The sequence below is a fragment of the Herbaspirillum sp. 1130 genome, assembly GCF_017833835.1.
Lineage (GTDB): Bacteria > Pseudomonadota > Gammaproteobacteria > Burkholderiales > Burkholderiaceae_D > Herbaspirillum > Herbaspirillum huttiense.
This window is the reverse complement of the sequence record NZ_JAFICQ010000005.1, coordinates 40489-58404: the sequence shown is the minus strand read 5'-3', so window position 1 is coordinate 58404 and position 17916 is coordinate 40489. Positions and strand designations below refer to the sequence as shown.

The window sequence follows — 17916 nt, the reverse complement described above, 5'->3', positions numbered from 1 at the left end:
ATTTGGCCGTAAACTGCCCTTCCGAAGAGTGCTTATCATTGCGGTACGAAGGTAACCACGCGCTGACTGCTGCTCAACGGGAAGATAGCTCGCACTTTTCCACGCTTTATATAAAGTGTTGGCAGATATCGGCTCTCCGCTGTATTCACTTAAAAATAACCGAGACTCTTTCTCCTTGATTCGTCTGCGTTGCTCCGACACAGAAGTAGACCTATCGACGTATATTCGCCGAGCGCTCGGCCGCCTGATTCACGATAGTGATCAATCTCTTCGGCCAATTTAAATGGTAAGTTTATTACCCGCGTGGGCCCCTTATATCCGCCTTTACCATCGGGATACTTAGGTCCTCTTGAGCCATAACATACGTTCACCGACACAAAATTTCCGGCGATACTTACGTCCCATCTTTCTCGATCTTCAGGTAGCGTATCAATCCGCCACTGGAGGCACTCTTCCCGACGGATTCCGGAAGTTACCTGAGTTATAGAACAGGTCCCCGGAATAGCAAGCTTATTTAATTAAATCTATGGGGGCACAGAAAGGCGTCTGCTACATCGGGTACATGACGTTTATTGTCGCGTTTCTACGTGAACAGGGAATGGATAGCCGGACCATCATCATCTTTTTGTACGTTACTCGGTGTGGGTGTTTGTGCGTCATCGCTTCTTTGGAGAAAACTGCTTGACCGCTATCACGACGGCCAACCCATGGCTATTTTGAATTTGCTTCTTGCACTCGCCACGGCCATTCCTCTGTTCTCGCGCGAGATATTCTCGCTGTTGATCTCTGGGACCTTGTTCGGCTCCGTATTTTTATCGGTTGTCGCATCAACCACTGCCTTGATTCGCCACAACCTTCGAACCCCATTATGGGCTGCAGGGATCAGCGCTTTCACCACAGTTTTCGCCCTAGGTCAGATTATTGGGCCTGTCGTTATCGGCAGGATTTCCGATGGACAGGGCGGGCTGGAGCGGGGCTTTGTTTTTTCGTTAGCGACGTTGCTTTTAGGGGCGCTGTTTGCCTGTTTTCAACGCACCATTTCCGGTACGGAAAGAGTAACTCAAGGACTAGCTATTAAACCTGTATTTATCTTATCGAGCGGTACCTGATCGGATTCCACTAACCTTTTTTGACGGGTTAATTTTGCGCCGTAATTGGGCTAACTCCCTCAGCAGTGCCTCGTTCTCCACCTTAAGGGCGTTGGTCTCCTGGACCACCTTCGCAAGCTCGGTGGTCAACTCACGATTTAATCGATAACTCTCCCTAAGATCAAGCTCAGTTATGCAAATACTATTGGCGATCTTCTCAAATTTACTTTTCCAAAATGCACTACTATCTATTCGCTCCGAGGACTGAATATCGTCATTTCGCTTGCCTCTTTTTGACTCTAACCAAATCATAATCTCCGAGAAGAGCGGACGAGGGCCAGAACCCGATTTCACATACAAAGCCTGAATAGAAAATTTAGCACGCCGGCAGATTTCTGTGAGCGTCAGCACTCCCTTATTATATGGATACAATCCACCGTTCTCACCGATTTCCCTGTCCATCAGGTCACGTGTGATTTCCCACTTCTTTTGAAGCTCGTCTGATCGCCTCTTTGCATAGGCTTGTGCTGCGGCGTGAAGATTTGGATGAACATACTTTGTTTGTTTTGGAGTCACAATTTCTCTCCTGTCAGGCTGCGCCACGCTGATGCTTCTGACAAGCCGCATCGACCGTTGGATGCCCTTGCCAGCTGTCGACTAAACTATCGAAGCGCCGTAGATTCTCGACAAGTCTGCGCTCCCAGATATCAGCTTGTATCAAGTCGCCCGAAGCATCTGCTAGCTCGACTTTCTCGATACACCGAATAACCGCTGAGTTTGCTTGCGCTCTTGCTGTCGGCTCTTCCAAACGATGATTGCAATTTACCTGACAGTTTGCCGTATTCACCCTCTTCGAACCCAAAGCACATGGTCCTGATACGCCCCGCCCTTTCGTACAGATGACTCCATCGCGTGGCTTGAGCCATGTACGCCCTGCCTCCGTAAGCATGCTCGCCAGGTCGTCCTCGCTCTCTGCGCTAAAGTCACCCATAGTCCGAGCAATTCGTACAGTTTCTCGAAACCTCCCAGCAGCAGGTCCTCCCATTTCATCAGCGCAGCGAATTGCCTCCTTTGCCATCATCTTTACAATCGCCGATCTCGCTTCGCGGATGTCAGCCACAATTTGGGGGTCAGTCATAATGTATGAAATGGTCATGTCAATAGAGCTATGGCCAAAGATGTCGATCAGAATTCGCGGAGAATGCACAAAGGCGATTGCAATTAACCTTGCTATAGTTTTGCGGAAACGATGATTTGTCAGCGCTTGGCTGTCCAATAGATGCATCGTACCGATTGCATTCACATACCAACGTAGTTCCGGACCGATATTCACCAGCGGGGTCAGCGTCCCTTGAGGGAAACTAACCACCCATAGCGGAAAAGTCCGATCTCGGACGTCCTGATGGCTCAAATCTGGGTCAAGCACCATCGCCAGCAACCGAACAATCCTTTGTTGATTGACCGCAGCCTTCTGGGAAACGGTTGGAAGGGGCCAGCTCCTTTCGATACCATGTACGCTCTGAACCATCTTCCACGTCTTCCCCCTAATTTCATCTGCTACCTCAGCGTCTTCGGCAATTGAACTCGTAGTCCAACTCAAAAGTTCAGATGCTCGTGGTCCTGTACTAAGCGCCATGATGAAACAGTTAGCCATCTCTAAAATCTTCAGAAAGAGACGCAAATCTGTCCATGTCCTGGGAGGCCACATTAAGAAGCGATTCTTTACAGTGGTTCTGCCTTTACAAACAATCTTATTTAAAAATGAAACCTCCTTCGTTTTCCACACACGGCGCGCTAAATACGAATTCCAACGAACAGTCTTTTCGTGCTTGCTTACAGGGCCACCTTTATGCAGTCTCGATGGCTTCCTGCTAATCGCAAGCCCCTCTTCAAGCGCATCAATCACCTCCTCTGACAGATTATTGACTATCCAGAGTGACCTTTTCCCCGTTAAATGTACAAATTGATCTGGTAAGGGACGAAACTTATCTTCTTCTACGCTATCCGGCAGCACCCGCGCTCCGCGGAAGCTCAAATAAGTACTCGATGCGCTTGGCTCGGCGCGAGATATCTCGGACCAATAACCCATTGATGCCAGCCTAGAAAATCTTTGCAGTTCAATTCTGCATCTCAGATCGAATTGACTATTCGACGGGAAGTCTGATCGAGACAGTGTTTCAAAGAGGCCTACACTTCTTGAAGCACCCTTACCTAGGGCAAGTCTCAGCATATCCAGCCACCGCTGCCGAAGGATGCAAATTATTGTGGCTGGCATCATGTAGCCTTGCTTCATATTCGCAGGAGCACAAAAACAAACCAGCACCATCCGCATCGCGACAAGAACGGCTTGATTAGTCATAACAGCGTCACGAGAATGCTTAGCTAGATATACATATAGATTTATGCGAAAGCTGGATGGGCTTCGCCCTTTCGGACGCCAGGGCTCCGGAATTGTAATTTCGCCCCATTTACTTCCCAGACCAAGCCGGATTTGCAGATCCAAGAGTTCTTCCTTTCCTAATCGGTGGATGCGATGCTCTGGATATATGTTCAGTACAGCGCTCCGACGAACAATAAGGTCGCCACTAGCCTGAAATCCTCTCTTCGCAAACTGTGGCATTAGCTATACCCTTCCAGTTGAATTGGCCGATGCCGCCCCTCGTCAATCTCAAGCAACCATCGCGAAAACATCTCATCAATATCGAAACAGACGAAATGCTGCCAACTCAACTCGATGTTGTGCAGCTCCTCTGGCCATGAAGATTCATACCAACTAACCTTCGATATTGATTTCTGTACGTGCAAAAGCTCGGCACGCACCCGAGCCAGATCATTGGCACCTCGCTCATCGGTAATCAGAATCGCGTGCTCTGGGCAGATGAAACATCTCTGCGGACCACAAATATGACCCGGAATATGACTTGGATCTATTCGCAAAGGAGGATGAACCATATTGCTGCAACCGGTACCAGAGAGTGTTCTATCTTTCCCGTCGAGCCATCTTTGGATCTGTTGGTCTGATGCACCGGCAACCCGTCCAGCACATAGTATGGGGAGGCTCTTTGATGCGGCATTCCCATAGGGAATGACCTTGATCGTTTCCAAGATAGCGTCGACACCTCGGATCATCTCCTGTTTGGAGTGGGCAATTATTCTTTTCTTATTAAAGTAAGTACGAAGTGCACTTACGTTAGCACTGCCAGATGCGATAAGAGCCTCGACCAAGGAGTACCCGGAGCTTTCATACCTCCAGACGAGGAAAGCATCGCGAAAATCCGAAGGTTGAAACCCCTCCCTAATCGGAATTTCGATTGCGCGGGGCATCTGACCCGCCTGCTTTGCCAATTGCTCCGTTGCAGCGATATTGTTGTTTATTGACTGGGTGGCGAATTGCACAGGACTTCTACGTCCACGACCATTTATATGAAAACCAATATGCGCCACACTTCTCACGCACGAAAAGCGATCTCGCGAATCCGTCACATAAAGCCATGGAGATGAAACTCCATATTTCGTTCGCTCTATTTCTAGATCCAACTCTTTAAGTTTTTTTGAATTGGCTCCTCGCGCCACCTCCTGCTCTTTCATTTCCAGCAGGGTGCTCAACTTTTCGGAAAATAGCTTACGAATTGGCTCCGTGTAACGCACAAGAAAACGAATAATATTTGAAGGTGAGTAAGGAAACTTATCCCAGCTCTCAGTCTGTTGGATTGATCCCTTTCCCCGTTCTTTCCTTGAAATTAATCGACTATGGGTTGCAGGACTGCTGATGGACGGCCTAATACACGGGACTTCATCTCCGCTCTGAGTTTCTCCTATTTCGATGTCCATTATTGTCTGCGCATTCCATCCAGACTGAATCATCAACAACATAAATAGCGCCGAAACTTCAGACTGGCGTGGCACCGTATCAGGGAACTTAGCAGTTAACGCTAGATGGAGATCACGCGTCGTATCTCTACACTCCGCGCTCTGTATTCTGGCGAAGGCGTCTCTACAAATACGGCGAAAGAATTGATAGAGCAGACGCACCTCGTTATTTGTCATAAGCGGGCGCTGCTTGGACGGAACACGGATGGCCTGCCACCAGAACGACACTCCACTGTCTCTTCGCGCAGAAGCGAGGAGAGAAAAGAATGCCTCTGCAACCTCTGGTGAACATATCCGATTCCCGTTTATCATGCCAAGGCGATAGAATGCGTAGTGGAGTCCATTCCAGTCGGCCGCAGATTCAAGCTTCTTTACATGTGGGAACTCGCGTTCGAACTCGTCGAAGAACGCAAACCACCATCTTAGTTTTGAGATTAGTGCCTGTACCGAGGGAGAGCTACTTTTCCGGAGTCGGCTATACAAATGCCCCGATAGCTCTCGGATCAATTTAGGACGTCCAGAGAAAAAGAACCTCCGCTTCCGGATATTTGGGATATCGTCATCAGCACTGACGCCGACTACAAATTCATTCAGATCGACCAGTCCTGGTCTCTTTGGATGCGTAGTAAGAAAAAAGAGCTTATCTTCTTCCGGCTCCGAGAACGGAGCTGGAATCACATTGGATGCTAAGTTCTTCTTTCCACAAGAGCTGAGATGCGTAGAATTTTTTAATCTAGGCCGCATAAATCATCTCCTCTCCCAAGTTACGCAACCAATCATCATGTTTAGAACTGGCATCGAATTTCTGACGTAACCATACCAAGTAAGCATTTACATTGCGCTCGCTAATATGCCCAAGCTGCGGCTGAACAATTAGCAATAAATCGGAACGACCTTCACCGGAAATCCAATCACCTGTAAACACGATATTTTCGTGTTCCAACTCGAGTGCCTTTGCCGCTTTAATTCGCTCCTTCCAAAGCGTTGTCACAGTCCAATAATGGCGCATAAGGTGGGGATGCCATCTCACCACTGGCTGATAACTGGCTTGAGTCCAAGCCTTATATAAGGATCGTCCAGAAATGGGGGTACCATCGTATTCACTGAGAAACAGCCTTGGACTCGCAAGCTCTCTTCGAAGCTGCTTCTCCCGCGCTGTTTTCCCAGCCATCACATAGTTTCGAAGCAGCCGCGGGCGCATGACATCCCGATAGTGATGCAATTCCTCTGCCATTGCTATAGACATCCGGATGTATCTTTTCGGACCGACTATATCTCCACGATCATTGATCGATTTCTCCCCTTTAGCTCCATAGCAAATACAGACTGTGACATATGCACCGCTCAGACTAATTTGCCATTCAGACTTTTCCTCTGGCAGCGTCCACACCCGCCAGAGTGCACATTCTTCACGACGGACTGCGCAATCTTCGATCAGGCGACACATCAATCCCTTTACGTAGCCAAACTCCAGTGCGACGCACTTCTGCCACTGCTCGACGTCCTTCTCAAGCGGCATTATTAGTAAAGCAGGATCTTCGCGCACGCGGCCGACTCTCCCGGCGACCTCCCGTGCCTCCCCTTTCGATCTCGCGCCACCTCTCTGCTCAGCTCTTAAACAGACATCCATGAAAAATGGCTCCCGAAGTCCCTTCGTGGCAGCCCAATGCAGAAAATAGCAAGCCTCGTCGACACGACCATTGACTGTGCTGGCCGCAAGACGTTTTGTACCCCACATTCCTTTACTCATCTGATCGGCATATAGGCAGACTAGATCGTTATAAGTTACGCACTTCCAATATGAGCCTTCCTCCTCTTGTTTGTAAGACTGTCGGTATTTCGACTTTCGATATCGGCCTATCCAGCTACACCACTCAAGGAAGTTTATTAGCTTACGCGCAGTTGTTACGATGGACTGCTCAGTCAATATGCGCCCGGCTCTCGCCGAACCACGCAGTCGACTGGAGTGCTCATGGTGCCCCATGCCTTCTAATGCTTCTGCCGCAGCCCATATAAACGAAGAGTCAACTAAACCTCTTGAGCGTTCATGTAAATAGCTTGAGAAGTCACGCTGATAGACCCAATTCGAATCGAAGATGGATGGAACGTGCGCCACCATTCCATATCCCGCGTCCTCTAACGCCGCCGTAGATGGCCGAAAAAGATGCAGTTGCTCATATGAGATAGCGGCTTGTGGATTCTTCATCTGTCTCCTCCACGATTTCTTTACTCGTCCTGCCTAGTATCTACGCTAGCCTTTTCCAGTAACGAACCTGTGTATCAACCTTAGTCAATCGCATATTCATTTCACGGTTGTTTAATTCATCCGAAGAGATTGAATTGCCACTATCTTTGTATAGAAGATACGTCGCACAAATGCAAGTTAACTTCAATTTTTTACTTTTTTATCGATGCGGATCGTCTCCGCTTATCCATGCATTTTTCGACTTTTTGTACTACATAAATTAGGATTATTAGCGATTTAATTGGGCGTGATTTCACAGTCTGATTTCACCAACATAAATGCGAGTAAAAAATCTTATGATCCATTATTAGTCTTTTTTGACCACTGCGTGGACGCTCACACGTTCTTGGGATCAAAAGATCTTTCTTTCACGAGCCATCTCATATATGTAATACCTCCCTAAAACCTGCTCCGCAGATGAGCCCGTAAAGGAAGAAAAATGAGCAATGCCATGGAAGCAGAATTCGGGCGACGGAGAGCCAAGCGTAAAGCTGCGCTGGTTTTAAAAATCATCTAGGGAGAGATGACGGTAGCCGTTGCCGAAGCCGCATACACGCACGCACAGAATATCCGAGCTGCGATTTCACGATCCGACTTTGAACGTGCGGAACTGAGTATCTCGTTATGGGATGCTTACGATCGGCCGATCATCGAAGGCATTGTTAGAGCGTTGCAGTCGGTACCTTTGCATGAACTCGGACGCCGAGATGCAGTGATTACTATGCTGGCTTTGACGGATCAAATGGTCTTTCTGGGGAGGGCCGTAGAGATACTTATTAAGGGACCCGCTCAGGACCCGGAGTTGTCTACGGCGCTGGAGGCAGCAAGTGACTCAAAGATGCGTAGGGCACTCTTCACGCACAGCTTTGGTGTGTTGGCGCTGAATGTCACGACCCACCTCGCCCAGATCGATCAGTGCTACAAGACGTTATCTGATCGATGAAAACCTGCCAGACCAAGAAGGGAGAAAGCGCTGACCTCAGGCTCCAGCGCCTCGATACGCTCACGTTTGGCCGTGCTGACCCCATCCCGCTCGCCGCTATCGACCTCGGCGATTTTTTCCCCAGTCCAGCAGCGGCTGAGGCATACGGGCGATCATCGGCGCAACCCATTGGAGCGTAGACCCTAGTTAAGGTTGGCCGGTTTCGCAGAGTTATCAAAAGGAGGCCGTCGCACTATCCATCTGGTTTCGGATTGAACGTTTAACTTTCACAGAACCGAGCGTCCATGACCCTTTGAAATATCCCGCACACACGTTCTCTATGGAATCTATAGCGATTAGTTGACGATGTGAACATCATCGATTATGTCGTGGAAGAATTTGACTCTATGCTAGGATCACCCCGAGAAAAACGAGGTGAAGATGAAAGAAAAGTTGACCTGGGTGGAAGTCGGATTAATTTTGATCTGCTTTGCTGGTGCGTTGGTGTGTATTGCAATGGCCTTCGCATATTTCTCGCGTACAGTTGATAAGGACAAGATAGGGGATGCCGCCACTTGGTTCGGCGGGATGGCAACCGCATTAGCGCTCGGCTGGGCCATCTGGCTTTCTACCTCGGACCAGCGTGCAAGACGGCGAGCGGAGTATGATGCTGCCTTCATTCGGTGGGTAGAATTGCGTCCAAAGGTGGAGGCTGTGTATATCGGCCTTGATCCTATTCGCATGCGATTGGTTGAGGAATCTGTGCGCGGGTCTAGCACGCTCATTGACCAGATTCTCAAAGACTTAGAGCTAATGAGGCTGTGGGAGCCGTCCGATGTCACGCCACTACTACCGCTAGACGAGCATGTTGCAGTGCGCTTGGTATCGGTTCAAGTAAACGTCCTAGAAAGCATTCGCATGCTAAGAGAAGGATTAGAAGCGCGGCCGAAGAATCCTGCCGAATCGCAACAAGTAGCACTTCGCGCCTTAAGGCCATTGACTGTTGCAGCTGCGGAAATTGCACCAGCATGGGATGTGCTAAGCACTTTACGTGCACGCGGATTTGGCGCTTCCTGGGATTGATCGCGCTGCACGTAGGGAAAAATGCCCGAGAGCGGCAAGCTCTAAATTTTGCGCAGTCTTATTGGATATCCTTTGCACTGGTCATCTGATATTTTTATATCAAAACATCGAGAAGATCAAAGAGAGGCCAAGTGGCACCATATGCTAGCCAAAGGGAATCACATAAACGGTTGTGATTACTTGAATGCCAAAGACTCTCATTGATCCTCGTCATCGCCTACGCAATTCCGGATAAATCCAATTCGCGGGCATACCGGCTTTATCTTCGGGATTAGTAATCGTCCACTGCCATGCATCTTCAATATTGTCCCTATTCGTAGCGAGTTCTGACACCTGTTGATGAGAGAGAGAAAAATGATAGGAATCATTCTTCAAATTGAAGCGTTCGGGAGCATCTAGTAAGAAATCGAGTTTGTAGCTCCCAGGACGCCAGTAGAAATACTGCTTAGTGAACTGGTAGAGCTCCGTCATTTCGAGCGATGTATAAAATTGCTCGTCGCTGAGTCCATTTTTTCTCTCATAAGCTAGCTTCCGACTCGCTGCAGCGGAAAGTGGGGCTCTTCTCGTCCAGAACTCGGTATCTTGGCATCGAATAAAGCGCTCCTCGACCGCATTTGGAGTGACCTTCAACGCCAGTACTTCAGATTCGCGCTCGAATGGAATATGTCCTTGTGGTGAACGCATCTGGCCCATCGTTTGAGTCATTCCACGCCACTCAAATTTGTGAAAGCTACCGCTTTCATGAGTCAGCCGAATTCCTATTCTGGTGACGACAATTTCCTTATAACGAACAGCGAGTGCCATACGAATATTGAATATCGGCCCATTCATGGTGAAGCCTATTTCTGGGGCGGGAGCGGTAAAGATCTGAATCTCTGGTTTAGTTACAGATTTTTTAATCCAGCCAATAATTGGAACCAACCAAGCTGCTGCCCCAATAATACCCAGCCAATCAATTGCCACAATACCTCCTTCTAATCGATGGAATCGCTCACGCACGATCCGAATTTGATTTAGGAATAAACTTACTTCACCAAGTGGGCTCAAGAAACAAGACGAATTTTCTCAGTAAGGAGCTTACCGGGTACTTGGATCATGCGGAGATACGCTAAGCCATGGCGGAACGCGTATCGAAGGCGATCCGTCTGGACTATGTCGCCACGTGAGGTCTGAAACAAGGAAGTCTATCCAGGCCGGTTCAAGACGCTCTTCGCCAACTTTGGGAGCCGGTTGCTGATGGCGATCTCTCAACCAAGACATAATGCGCTCACGTACTGCATTCGGATCCCCGAAGAGTTCCGCGAATGTGTCTAGCGCTGCACCACCACTCTTAGGGGTCAGACCACCATCTTGTTTGGCGAGAAGAAGTCCACTAAATGCATTAATAAAATCTTCTTGTTTATGTAGACCGCCACATGCTGGGGGAAATGGTTGCTCAGTTAGCTTGGCATGGAGAATCTCGCGCCCGCCAGGCGTGAATTCATTTTGCAAGGCATTTGCAAGTCCATCGGCGTTAGCCCGCTTATCGATAAGTTCTATTACAGGTAGGTAGGCAACCAAAGACATCGGTTCAGGCAGCAATTGAGGACGAGGCTTGCCACTCACCACATGTACTGGATCGAGGTCCACTACGACCAATGCTTGATCAGCTTCATTGAGGGCTCCTGTACCATTAGGTTGCAGAATCCCTTTTTGCCATCCATGGTAAGGGGTCAATAGCCTCACTATTCCTGTGTGATCAGGTGGTTGGTTACTAACAGAATCAATGCCAATAAAGCAGCTACCTCCAACGCTGATCTTCTTATTAGCGGCATTACAGAATACGGTCGCCGTTCCAGATGCTAGAACACTGGCTTGTCCAGCGTGCCAATAATCATTGCTTCGGCTAGTAAATGCAGGGACAATAAGCACCGATCGGCGCTCGCGGTCTTCTTGCGAAACGCTCAATAATCTGCTCAGCGCTTCGATATCCCTATTCACCAATTCAGCGGCGTCGTTCGGTCCGCGGCCAAAATGCTGAAGAATTTTTGCTAAATCTTGCTCCAGAGGCTTTCGGTTAGCTGGGCTTGTTAGCAAGAACAGCTCAGAGCAAACTAGCTCCATGCAATAACGTAGCTTCTGCGGTCCATGGATAAGTTCCTGGATGAGGCCAATCAACTGGTCGCTTGACCATTCGGCTTTTTTTGCACGAGCGCGAATGGTTTTTAATGCTTGAAGCAATTTCTCCTCTGTATATAACGGCTCCAGGGCACTATTATCAGGTCTGAACAATTCATGAACAGCTACTGCACGATATTTTTTCCCTCGCTGGAACTCGATCGGCTCTGCGGAACCTTCGAGTCCAAGCGGCACAGACTGCTTTTCATCGGGCCGCCAAAGTAGAGTTAGTTGTTCTCTCAAATGCTGCTCGTCGGCGCTCGCCTCAAACTGCCGGTACGTTCCGGCTAAAACGGCCAATCCAGGATAATGTCGTAGTTCATCCTTTAACCACTTGACTGTCTCGGGACGAACGGAAACCTCCGGCAATACCAGTAATTGAACCTTCAAATCATGAGAAGCTTTCAAAGCCTGAGTAAGCATTCTCCGCCTGCGATGTTCAGGCCACGAAATTACCGCACGATCGCCGCTCCAAAGATATTCGGCGTTACGCTTTCCAGTCTTGTTAATCTCGTAAAAATCACTGCCTGGTGCAAGATGGTGCCGTAGTTCCTCCTGCGCGGATTTTGTCAACGGCAAAGCTGCCAACCCTACCTCGGCAAGAGGATGGGCGTAGCTTTCCTCGATCCTCCACTGAAAGAGGGCTACCCGGAAGCGATTGTCCAAAAGCTCGCCAGCTTCCCCATCTATTTTCCCTCCCAGCCTTCTCCATGACTCTCTCTGCCATTCGTACAGTCGCTGGAAAAGCACCGAAGACGATAAACTTTCAGCTTGGTTCGCCATGTCATGAGCGTAAGGAGCCCTATCGTCTTCACTCGGAAGTAACGGTGACAATGCGTTCTCATTTAAAACTCTGGAGCCAACGCCCATTGTCTGCGCTGCATCACGAGGCTTTAAAGAAGCAGATTCAGCTTCACCGAGTTCGGTGAGCAGCGACGGCGACCACTTCCCGAGCTTGACATCCAAGGTATGTATCGCAAGAAGTTCGTCGTCCACGATACGCCTGGATTCAGTCCAGACCTTGAACAACCTGCTGCTACTAGGAGCGCGACACTCCTCCACCGAATTAGCATATAGACTAGTATATTGTGGCTTGCTCAGTTGCCAGCTGACTTGCCCTGCATCCACAAATTCGTCACTATCGCGACTTCGCCCAAAGGTCGTTCCGCGCACAGTAAGAACGCGTATACCTCGTTCGCGATCGACCTCACGAAGAGCCTTTGGCAAAGCTCTCATCAGGGCATCACATTGCTGAAAAGAGAAAGAAGGTAGGGTATCGAATGGCCAAAGTGACGCGTCTGAATTTGTATCGTCCGTACTGACGGAAATCGTTTGCCAGGCGCTCAAGAACACATAGACTTCCTTCAACTCGGGAAGATCAAAAATTTTTGCGAAGCTGGTATCTAACAACCCAATCAGCGCGAGCATCCACTGCCAAGGACTAGCCATATTAAGACCTGTCCAATCACCGTCAAACAACTTCTTACGCATGGCATTGTAATCGCCCTGTGGATCCAGACGCGCCATATCAGGCGTTGCCCATGAAGCCGGCAGATTTAAGTTTTCAGGCATTCGTCGAGACCCCAGAGACGACGTGTAACCCCAGAGTGCCGCCACGCTGCCACGCAAGCCGATACCGAGGCATGATAGTGCCAGCGCTATTCTCAGAGGGGGCGCGGGGCGATCAATCTCGGCTTCCAAGGGAGGTCGATGCATTGCGTGGTATAGGGAGATCATCAACGCTAATTCTGGGCGCAGCAACCCATGGTAACCCTCTAGAGGCGTCAACCTAAGCCCTTCCAAAACCCATAACGGCAACCTGGCGAGCGTGTCTGGAAATACACGATGCAGCGAATGGCGAAGATCTTCTCCACTTCGCATCTGGATGCGAAGTGCCATTGCGCGACTTTCCGCATCAACTTGAAGAACATGTCGAACCTGTTCATCCAGACTCTTTTCGGTAGGAAATCTCCTCAACAGGTCAAGCGCCCTCTTTACGGTGCCAGGAATAGATGTTAAAGAATCTGCTGTTAGATCAATCTGCGCTGCCGACAAATAGGTTCCCTGCAATTTTCGTAACTGCTGCCGCAATACGTAATTTTCTAACGCCCGTTTGGCTTGCTCCTCCTCAAGTGTCTCGTCAGTTTCGTCCAGAAGCTCATCTCGTTCGCCAGTCTCATCTGCCATATCTGCCGCCACACCAAGAATATCCGCAACGGACCATCCCACACGCCAGATGTCTGCGCCTGCTAGTGGCACGTTCTCCGATTGCACACGATCATCGCGATCGTGATACCAAGCACTCACACCCAGCAATTCCCTAGGGATTGGATCAGCTATCAAGTGAAGCACCGTCTTATCGGAGAAAGACTCTTGGAGAAGCTGCGTTTTGACGGGAACATACGCCGAGCTTCCTTCATCGCCAATCTTAAGCTGGTGCACCAAAAGGAGTGCTTGGAAGAGATCTGCAGCAAATTGAGCTCTGCCTTTCAGAGAAGACATTCTTGAAAAATCTAGGTCCTCCCATTTATATAGATCATCGCTCTTTCCTATACATACCGACGAAGAATTCGTATCAATTGTATCGAAGCGAATTTGCGCTATTTTTGCAGTACCAACGGCGTCAGCGCGTAGCTCTACATGTGCGAATTGAGAAACCTCTTCCTGCGTTGCTCTCTCAGTATTTCGGAGCGAATATCGATATAGGTTTCTACCCTTGGGCAAGACTTTTTCGTCAACAGCAAAAAGCATGACGTCTTGCCGTCTAAGTAAAGGCAAGTGGGGAAGGAGACGAGCAGATTGGCATTCTTTGAAGCTTGTAAGTAACTTCGGGAACTTTGCGAGTACGGCGAGTCTTTGTGATTGTGGGGCGCTATATACGACAAAATCAAGCGCTAAACTAACGTCACTGATATTGTTAGCTTGAGCCCCTTTTAGTTGTTCAACGATACTCCGTGCAAGAACCAATTCATCATGATGATCAAGGTCACGCTCTCGGAGAGCCGCTATAGGATCAGCATCTGATGGGTTCATCAGTTCGGCGCCTGCCAAACAAAGCCATTCAATGGCGGTAATTGCGCGACCGGCTTGTGACGCAACAATCACTCTCCCTCCATCTCCGCCAACTAAACGTATGGCCTTTCTGGTTACTAACCGCGCCCGCCTCCTTACATGTGCACGATTGGTAGCAAGGTTCGGATTGCCGAAGAAATTGTGGTCAGCAACCAATTTTGCTAATTGCATCCGCTTGTGTCGGCTCTGCTCTCGCTCGACAAGATGCTGGCCATTCGCTTGCCATGGATTAGCGTCAAGTAATCTATCTAATCCCTCAACCGCAAATAGCATGGAATAGCCACGCTCTCTAAAGGCTGCGGCCCAATCGCGCTCACCGCACGCGCTATCCCATAAAGTCCAAAATTGTCCCCAAGCTGATTCAACGCTGTCCGGCTGCATAACCGCCGCAACCTGCCACCAGAGCCAACGAGCGCATAGAGCCATATCGCCCGGACGCAGGTCAGGAGCGGTTATCGCCGCTTGCACTTGTTTCAGAATGTCTCCGGGGCGATCCATGAGTCCCGGGTGTCGCAGCATTTGCAACGCGCATTGGCGGTCTACATTCGGCAGATCATTTCCCAAGCTCCAGTCAACCTCTCCATCCCCGACTATGGGGGCCTCCCAGGCGGGAACAGACACCGCTAGTCCCCGCCCTTCGTTTAGTTGACGCATTATTTGGTCAGGTGTGCCAGACCTTACGCGTTCACCCTTATGGATTAACGAGATGGAGCTTTCAGCAGCTTTCGATTGCAGTTTCTCACGCAGCTCCTTTAGGAGCGATTCACTCTCTCCGAAGATCACAATATCGTCCACATAACGTGCATAACCAGCACGCGGATGCCGGGTATCATTAGGTCCAACTTCAGAGGTTTTTCTAATGAATTTACGTGCTTCATCGTCTACAGGGAACAGAGCAATCGTTCCAATATATGCAGACAGGACAGGACCTTGTGGAATACCTATAACCTCATCACTGCGCTGCGTCCGCTCTTCAGAATTTGGATCATGATACTCATGGTCAAAGATGAACCCCGTAAGAAGACGCTCTAATGCGCCCTCATATTCTGGCGACTCAATATGTACTCCCAGAATTCGGCTGAAAGTATTTGGATTGAAGTCTCGCAACGCCTCTGATAACGGCTTGAGAAGCTCCTGACGTACGACGTAGCGTTGAATTGAATCGTAGTAACGCTTAGCATCAAGACGTAGTACATGCACTCGGGGGCCAATAGCGTGAGCTTGCCGCGCAAGACAAGCCATAAAGTCGCGCCAACAATGCCCAAATGGACGGAACATACCTTGATCGGTAGGAGTTTTGTCTCCCTCCACTACGTCCATATCGATCTGATAGCCAAAACTTAAGGTCTTAGGCTCATCCCATTCGAGGTTCGGCTCATTAAGATCCTTGTACGGGCCAGTAACAATTGCTTCTTGTCGAGATGAATACCAACGCACCGCTGGAATCCGGTCTGAGAAAACTTGGCCGGTAGCAGTTAGCTGGTCGTGTCTCTGGGTGAGCAGTTCATTAAGGAATAGCTGTTGCGCGTGCAGATCAGCAGGATGCGGCATCACTTTTCGTCGTGGATCATCTAATGCGTCTCTGTCACTGGTAAGTTTTCTGGGAAGATTTACGGCGTCATAAGGAGCGGCCTGATGCCAAGGAGATCCATTGAGAGTTGCTCTCAGACGGTCCAGTACGGTTTGATCAAATAGTGACTCATTGCCGTTCAAGGTCTGCCAAGCCTCATCGTCACACGGCAACTCCCCACGACGAGCCCCATGGTATGCAAGCCTTCGAGCCAGCGCAGCTCTCGGCAGATCTCCGTCTAGATAGAAGCCCCGCCCAATAGCTGCATTAGGGCGCCCTCCTTCCGTCAAAACCTTCTGTAACTCCTGACTCCAAGGCCAAGCGCTACTACTAAGTCGTCCACCAGTAGATTCATTGATTATTCGTTTTCCATATAGGCTCTTGACCGTAAGTGCTGATCTGAAAAGGGCTCGTTCACGCGCTGTTGGTGCTAAAAGATTCCATCGAGTCGACTGAAGTACTGATGAATCCTGGCTACCTAGATTTGCGGCCAGAATTACTCCTTCTGCTGGCATATCAAAGCGTTGCATCCACTCTAGAGCTTGCTCCGTTGTGGAAAATTCTCTTAAGCAGGTGTCTGGGTCTTTTCCCAAAGCGGGTTCAATTCGCCACGGAAGACCTACCCAGCGAAGATCCACTCCGGGCAGATCCAATAGGCGACGTACTAACCGATTGGTTCCACCCGTTCCCGCTGCGTCACCATCCAAGAACAGGCTGTAGGTCAATTCGGCATTGCTAGCTGGATCTTCAGCTGCCGATTTAAGTAGTTCTAACTGTTCATTACTCAGACTGACTCCCATCAACGCAACAGCGGGAAGTCCCAAAGACTCCAGTCGAAGTGCATCAAGGAAGCCTTCAACTATGAATAACGTGGCGGGTTCGTTTTGCGCCAATCTTTGCTTGATCGCCTTAAACGCATTTGGAGAGTTAAACAAATGCAGGCTCTTTTTGAACGAAGAATTCAAAAGATACTTTGCTACGCCGTCGGCGGGAACGTTCTGAAGCGCTCGTCCAGAAAAGCCGACCGTCACGATCTGCTTCGCAGCCACATCGTGGATAGGAATGATGATTCTTCCGTCGTGGAAGCAGTCCTGAAATTGGTCAATTAGATTTAGCTTCAGTTGCTCCGTTTGGGAGCGCGCTCGCAAACGCTTAATTAGCCCGAGGCGCTCTAGCCCGTCGATTAACTCGACTCGGGCATCTATAGTCAGAGTCTGTAAGGCCTCTACAAGCACTCCTCGGGTGATACATCTGAGGCCGCGACTATAGAGAAAGTCGCTGCTGAATTTACGGACATCGCACCAACCTTGGAATCTTTCCGCGTCATGCTTAGAGTCGAAGACATGAAGTGCAAAATCTAAGGCGGCTTGATTGCTTTCCCTTTTGCTATTCTCTGAATCTGATCGAGAAGACGCAAGGGGCAAATTGAATTGCTTTGAAAGCCACTGTACTGCGGGTAAGAACTCAAGCCCTTCAACTTGTTTAACCAGATCAATCGCATTCCCGTGCGCGCCGCAAGCAAAACAATGAAAGTGTGAGGGGGAAGTACCGTCTGCAGGGTAGAGATTCAGAGATGGCCGGGTGTCCTGGTGGAAAGGACACAATGCGCGAATCTGCGCTCCCCGCCGTTCCGTCTCGATACCAAGCCTCGTAACGACGCCCTCTAGCGGGATTTTGCTTAAAAGGTCTCCAATGTCGTAACGGTCCATGTTTTCCCCTCTATTTAATGTTCAATTTTGCAATAGCTTATCAGCCAAGAACCCGCTGAGGGAAGTAGGCGTGGATTGTGAAAAGTGGAGGCTGTTTCGAATGACTCCGCGATGGAGCTTCGCGAATCGAGGAACTCAACGGAAGTATCTCTAGACTGGTCGACTAGCTATGAAGAGATTTGCGCTACGCGCAACGTTGA

9 protein-coding genes and 1 pseudogene are annotated in these 17916 nt (G+C 49.4%); 3 read left to right on the top strand and 7 right to left on the bottom strand.

Annotation, left to right across the window (positions count from 1 at the left end; genetic code table 11):
- The first annotated feature begins 587 nt into the window (after nucleotides 1–587).
- Nucleotides 588–1109, top strand: coding sequence for a YbfB/YjiJ family MFS transporter (locus JOD78_RS21725; protein ID WP_348534281.1), 522 nt, complete (start codon nucleotides 588–590; stop codon nucleotides 1107–1109).
- On the opposite strand, the gene JOD78_RS21720 is transcribed toward JOD78_RS21725, so the two are convergent.
- From JOD78_RS21720 to JOD78_RS21705, 4 genes are all read right to left on the bottom strand, one after another.
- The gene (locus JOD78_RS21720; protein WP_209569588.1) at nucleotides 1092–1691 is read right to left on the bottom strand and encodes a hypothetical protein; all 600 of its coding nucleotides are present in this window, start codon (nucleotides 1689–1691) and stop codon (nucleotides 1092–1094) included. The genes JOD78_RS21725 and JOD78_RS21720 overlap by 18 nt on opposite strands.
- A complete protein-coding gene (locus JOD78_RS21715) occupies nucleotides 1678–3591 on the bottom strand; it encodes a hypothetical protein (RefSeq protein WP_209569590.1) in 1914 nt (637 codons plus the stop codon). The genes JOD78_RS21720 and JOD78_RS21715 overlap by 14 nt, the downstream gene beginning before the upstream one ends.
- A gap of 116 nt (nucleotides 3592–3707) precedes the next feature.
- Nucleotides 3708–5636, bottom strand: coding sequence for a hypothetical protein (locus JOD78_RS21710; RefSeq protein WP_209569591.1), 1929 nt, complete (start codon nucleotides 5634–5636; stop codon nucleotides 3708–3710).
- A gap of 55 nt (nucleotides 5637–5691) precedes the next feature.
- Nucleotides 5692–7164, bottom strand: a complete 1473-nt coding sequence (locus JOD78_RS21705; protein WP_209569592.1) for a hypothetical protein — start codon at nucleotides 7162–7164, stop codon at nucleotides 5692–5694.
- A 562-nt stretch (nucleotides 7165–7726) separates the two neighbouring features.
- On the opposite strand from JOD78_RS21705, the gene JOD78_RS21700 reads away from it, so the two are divergent.
- Nucleotides 7727–8146 (top strand): hypothetical protein, encoded by a 420-nt coding sequence (locus JOD78_RS21700; protein ID WP_209569594.1) that lies wholly within the window; start codon nucleotides 7727–7729, stop codon nucleotides 8144–8146.
- A gap of 32 nt (nucleotides 8147–8178) precedes the next feature.
- Here the strand turns inward: JOD78_RS21700 and JOD78_RS28080 are convergent.
- Nucleotides 8179–8338: pseudogene (locus tag JOD78_RS28080) on the bottom strand (IS3 family transposase); the annotation flags it as partial.
- A gap of 228 nt (nucleotides 8339–8566) precedes the next feature.
- Between JOD78_RS28080 and JOD78_RS21695 the strand changes: the two are divergent.
- Nucleotides 8567–9208, top strand: coding sequence for a hypothetical protein (locus tag JOD78_RS21695; RefSeq protein WP_209569596.1), 642 nt, complete (start codon nucleotides 8567–8569; stop codon nucleotides 9206–9208).
- A 210-nt stretch (nucleotides 9209–9418) separates the two neighbouring features.
- Here the strand turns inward: JOD78_RS21695 and JOD78_RS21690 are convergent, their stop codons facing one another.
- Complete coding sequence (locus JOD78_RS21690; protein ID WP_209569598.1) at nucleotides 9419–10171, bottom strand: hypothetical protein; 753 nt, start codon at nucleotides 10169–10171, stop codon at nucleotides 9419–9421.
- A gap of 114 nt (nucleotides 10172–10285) precedes the next feature.
- Nucleotides 10286–17716 carry a CHC2 zinc finger domain-containing protein gene (locus JOD78_RS21685; RefSeq protein WP_209569600.1) on the bottom strand — a complete coding sequence of 2477 codons (7431 nt, stop codon included), beginning with the start codon at nucleotides 17714–17716 and terminating at the stop codon, nucleotides 10286–10288.
- Between the last annotated feature and the right edge of the window lie 200 nt (nucleotides 17717–17916).